Genomic DNA, 4,574 nt, shown 5'->3' with positions numbered 1-4,574 from the left:
CTGACTCCTGACTCCTGACTCCTGACTCCTGTCACCTGCTATATTTGCGTAATCCCACAACTTCACCAATGACTATTACCGCAGGAGAGAGTGATAAACCTGCTGTTTGTGCCACAATATTGCCTAATTCACCTACCCAGATAGCTTGACTGGGAGTTCCGGCCCAACGAATAATAGCAATAGGTGTGGAGTACAAGCGCCCATATCGTAGCAGCTGATGCACAATCTCGCCTAAATTTTTTCCCCCCATCAAAATTACCAAAGTTTCTAACCTTGACAGTGCTTCCCAGTCTAAAGCGTCTGGTTCATGTGCTGTCAAAACAGCAAAACAGCGACTAAGAACCGGATCTGTGAGGGGAATTCCTGCTAATAAAGGTGCTGCTAAAGCTGAAGAAATCCCCGGTATCACTTCAAATTCACAACCAGCAGATTTTAAAGCTTCAATTTCGGAAATACAACGCCCAAAAATAAATGGATCACCTGATTTTAGCCTAACAACTTGTTTGCCTTCTTGATAATACTTGATCAGCAAATTGTTAATTTCAGCTTGGGAAGTGCTGGGTTTACCACCGCGTTTACCCACATCTAGTTTTAGACAATCCTGTGATACGCATTCTAACAATTGGGTATCTACTAAAGCATCATAAACTAAGACCTGAGCAGTAGCCAAGAGACGATAGGCTTTAACAGTCAAGTATGCCACATCTCCAGGGCCTGCACCAACGAGGTAAACTTTATTATTAGTCATTGGTCATTTGCATTTCCTTGTGAATACCTTGGAGGATTTTATTTATTGTTTCTGCTTTTTCTGGTTGACGCTGTTTTTGGAATAGGTCTTTTGCTGTTTGGAGATTATTGATTGCTTGTTCTTGATTGTTTTCTAGTAACAATATATTTGCCAAGCGTAGGTAAGCATCGGCATTTTTGGGGCTGCGGTGAATTACTTCGCTGAATAATTCTTTGGCTTCTGCAATTTGTCCTTTGTGATTTAAAAGATCGCCCAACAACAACCGGACTATATCATTAGTAGAGTTGATGGCAATTACTTTACGAAATTCTGATTCTGCACCTTCATAATCTTTGGCTTGAAAAAGCTTAATTCCTTTTTGAAATGAGTTTGAGGTTATCAATGTTTTCCAGGAGAAATAAAGGAGAATTCCTAAACTGGAAATTACTAAAGATATAGCAAAAATATTACTAATCGGTGAATTTTCTAACATGGTTTTAAGCCAAAATACAGGCAATAGGAAAAATTAGATATTCGATAAAAAACAGTTTCCAGATAAATTGATAAAATCTCGCAATTGCATTTTTATCTTGCAAATCAACTCCTGCACTTTGCCACCACATGACAATCAAGGTTACTAACTGCGTAATTACTAGGAATATTGAGTTAACTTCTGCTATCTTGAACAAAGCAACAAGAATCATCCCTAAATAGCAAACAGTTAATACCCAAAGTGCGAGTTTAAATACTGCTTTTTGTCCCAATTGCAGGGTCAAAGTTGTGATATTGTAAAGGCGATCACCTTCCATATCGGGGATATCTTTAAAGATAGCGATCGCAAAGGTAAACACCAAGATAAACACCGTCAAAACCCATACTGCTGCGGGAATGCCTTGGCTTTTTTGCAATAGCCAATTAAAATGAAAAAACAAGCCTAAATTAACAATTGTTCCCCGCACAGAAAAAATACATAATGCTGCCCAAAAGGGATACTGTTTTAAGCGAATTGGTGGTAAAGAATAAGCTGTACCAATTGCCAAACTTAGCGCTACCATTCCTAATAAAAATGGTCCGTTCAACCAAGCGACAATCAGTGCCGAAATTCCTGTAATAATGACAATTAATTGTCCTTGTTCTGGGGTGAATTCCCCTGAAGCTATGGGTAAATGAGGCTTGTTGATTTTGTCGATATCAACATCTTCTAATTGGTTTAAACCAACGATATAGATATTGCCACATATACAAGCAATCCAAGCTCCCAAAACTTGACCTAGATTAATATTAGACAAGCTTGTGGAAGTGACACCCAGGGTAATCAAATATAAACTCAACACACTTAAAGTTGTGCCAATAATTGTGTGAGGTCGGGAAAACTTCCAAAAGGCATAAAGCCACTTTCCTGGAAAAATCGGAGAATTCTGTTGATAAAACTGATTCATTTTTTACTCTCTGTGTTTTCTGTTATGTGGGAAACTACAAAGGACGGGAGAAACCCGCCCAAACAAAGCGTTTAAATTTGCTTACTTATTTCCGCACACTAACCCAAATTTAATTAAACCTCGTTCATAACCCCGACGCATTAGCCCTAAAGAAAGCGCCCCTTGAATTGTACTCCAACCGGAAAGCAATAATCCCAAAACAGCTTGGGGAGTAAATGCTGAATCAATTACCCGATTCCAAAATGGAGCGACAGCGGTTGACCAATCAGCCGTGCGGATATTGTTTAATGGTAGTTGACGAGCGATCGCTTCATACTCTGGCAACGACATCACATAAGGTAAACAATAAACTCGATAAATATCCTCTAAATGCTTTTGTTCATCCGCAGTCAAAGCTTTCTTATCCGTAGGTCGATGACACCAAGTCACCATAATCAACGTACCTCCGGGCTTCAACACGCGGTAACACTCTTGCAAAAACTTGGTTTTATCTGGCATATGTTCACCACTTTCGAGCGACCACACCAAGTCAAAAGAATTGTCAGCAAAAGGCATTTCTTGAGCATTGGCGACGAGAAACTGAGTTCTGGTATTCAAATTAGCTGCTGATGCTCTTTCTGTGGCTCTAGCGGCTTGTACAGGACTTAGTGTAATGCCCGTTGCTTTAGCACCAAACTTTTCTGCTAAGTATAAAGAACTGCCACCAATACCACAACCTACATCTAAGATATTCTCTGCACCCTTGACCTCTGACCATTTCAGCAGTTCTTCGATTAAATCAATTTGCGCTAAACGACGGTCTTTCCGCTGGTTCCCCGTAGGACCATAGTAGCCGTGATGCATATGTTCTCCCCAAATCTGTTCCCACAAACCGGAGGAAGCATCGTAAAATTGTTGAATTTGCTGATAAAGCGTTGAACTCATGAATACACCAGATGAAGAAAAAGCCGAATTGAAAAAAAAACATATTGGTAGGCTACCATGTGTGTTTTTAATTAGATAAGAGTATTTTGCTTCCAGAAGCAAATTTTGAATTACTTATGACTGTTGCTCGGACAATTTGTTTGGGATTTCTGGCTGTCATCTTGCTAGGAACCATGATGTTGATGATGCCTTTTTCAACTAGCGATGGTAGTTGGAATAACCTGATTGTAGCACTTTTTACTTCAACCTCCGCAGTTTGCGTTACAGGTTTATCCGTAGTTGATCCTGGTACTTATTTTTCTTTTTGGGGTCAATTCTTGATTGCACTTTTAGCTCAAATTGGTGGTTTAGGTTATATGACAACTACCACCTTTCTCATTTTATTAATTGGACGGAGATTTGACTTGCGGCAAAAAGTAGCAATTCAACAAGCTTTAGACCGACCAGGAATGAGTGGTAGCACGCAAATTATTCGTTCAATTATTGCGACTACGATGATTTTTGAAATCACTGGCGTATTGTTATTACTGCCAGCTTTCGTTCCTCAATATGGATGGAATCAAGGACTATGGTTGGCAATATTTCATAGTGTGAATGCATGGAATAATGCTGGCTTTAGTCTTTTCAAAGATAATTTAATAGGTTATCAAAATTCTGGTTTAGTAGTTTTCACAATTACCGGATTAATTATCTTTGGAGGAATTGGTTATCAGGTAATTTTGGATCTCTATCTTTGGCTGCGCGATAGAATTGTCAGAAAAACAAGTGCCATAGTATTTTCTCTTGATTTTAAAGTGGCAACTAGCACGACCTTGATACTTTTAGTATTGGGAACAGTAGCCTTTTTATGTATAGAAATCAGGAATCCTCAAACATTTGGTGATTTGAGTTTTACTAACCAATTATTATCAGCTTGGTTTCAATCAGTAACACCCAGAACTGCTGGATTTAATACAATTGACATTAGCAAAATGACCGATGCTGGTTTATTTATTACCATTGCTTTGATGTTTATTGGTGCAAGTCCAGGTGGTACAGGAGGAGGTATGAAAACAACAACTCTCAGAGTCCTTACTAGTTGTACACAAGCAATTCTCCAAGGGAAAGAGGAAGTTTTACTATATGAGCGTAAAATAGCAATATCGTTAATTTTAAAAGCGGTTGGTGTACTAGTGGGTTCCATCACAACCGTCATTATGGCGACTATTTTAATTAGTCTCACAGACCCTAAATTAGAGTTTATTCAAATTCTATTTGAAGTGGTTTCAGCCTTTGCTACAGTTGGTCTATCTACAGGTATTACTGGTACTATTTCCACAGGAGCAAAGCTGATTTTAATTCTCACAATGTATATTGGCAGAGTCGGTGTTTTATTATTTATGTCAGCTATGTTAGGTGATCCCCGTCCTACCAGAATTCACTATCCCGAAGAAAACTTACTCGTAGGATAGTTTGGGGAGATGGGGAGATGGGGAGATGGGGAG

At 39.0% G+C, this 4,574-nt stretch carries 5 protein-coding genes; 1 reads left to right on the top strand and 4 read right to left on the bottom strand.

The genetic code is table 11. The features are described 5' to 3' along the window. Positions 1-31: 31 nt before the first annotated feature. From cobA to A9Y75_RS25645, 4 genes are all read right to left on the bottom strand, one after another. Positions 32-748: a uroporphyrinogen-III C-methyltransferase gene (cobA, locus tag A9Y75_RS25660; RefSeq protein WP_071192715.1), complete on the bottom strand. Its 717-nt coding sequence runs from the start codon at positions 746-748 to the stop codon at positions 32-34. Further along, positions 741-1,220, bottom strand: coding sequence for a tetratricopeptide repeat protein (locus A9Y75_RS25655; protein ID WP_071192713.1), 480 nt, complete (start codon positions 1,218-1,220; stop codon positions 741-743). The genes cobA and A9Y75_RS25655 overlap by 8 nt, the downstream gene beginning before the upstream one ends. A gap of 4 nt (positions 1,221-1,224) precedes the next feature. Beyond that, positions 1,225-2,166, bottom strand: a complete 942-nt coding sequence (locus A9Y75_RS25650) for a homogentisate phytyltransferase (protein ID WP_071192711.1) — start codon at positions 2,164-2,166, stop codon at positions 1,225-1,227. A gap of 81 nt (positions 2,167-2,247) precedes the next feature. Then, complete coding sequence (locus A9Y75_RS25645; protein WP_071192704.1) at positions 2,248-3,090, bottom strand: methyltransferase domain-containing protein; 843 nt, start codon at positions 3,088-3,090, stop codon at positions 2,248-2,250. Between the two features lie 116 nt (positions 3,091-3,206). Here A9Y75_RS25645 and A9Y75_RS25640 point away from each other — a divergent pair, with 116 nt between their 5' ends. Then, positions 3,207-4,541, top strand: a complete 1,335-nt coding sequence (locus tag A9Y75_RS25640; protein WP_071192702.1) for a TrkH family potassium uptake protein — start codon at positions 3,207-3,209, stop codon at positions 4,539-4,541. Positions 4,542-4,574: the final 33 nt, after the last annotated feature.

It is taken from the genome of Trichormus sp. NMC-1, from assembly GCF_001858025.1.
GTDB lineage: Bacteria > Cyanobacteriota > Cyanobacteriia > Cyanobacteriales > Nostocaceae > Anabaena.
The sequence above is the reverse complement of the archived record's forward strand: the minus strand, read 5'-3'. Positions and strand labels throughout refer to the sequence as shown.

Bases quoted from the DNA above. Each gene is read 5' to 3' on its own strand.
- cobA (WP_071192715.1), bottom strand. From the start codon at position 748: ATGACTAATAATAAAGTTTACCTCGTTGGTGCAGGCCCTGGAGATGTG.
- A9Y75_RS25655 (WP_071192713.1), bottom strand. From the start codon at position 1,220: ATGTTAGAAAATTCACCGATTAGTAATATTTTTGCTATATCTTTAGTA.
- A9Y75_RS25650 (WP_071192711.1), bottom strand. From the start codon at position 2,166: ATGAATCAGTTTTATCAACAGAATTCTCCGATTTTTCCAGGAAAGTGG.
- A9Y75_RS25645 (WP_071192704.1), bottom strand. From the start codon at position 3,090: ATGAGTTCAACGCTTTATCAGCAAATTCAACAATTTTACGATGCTTCC.
- A9Y75_RS25640 (WP_071192702.1), top strand. From the start codon at position 3,207: ATGACTGTTGCTCGGACAATTTGTTTGGGATTTCTGGCTGTCATCTTG.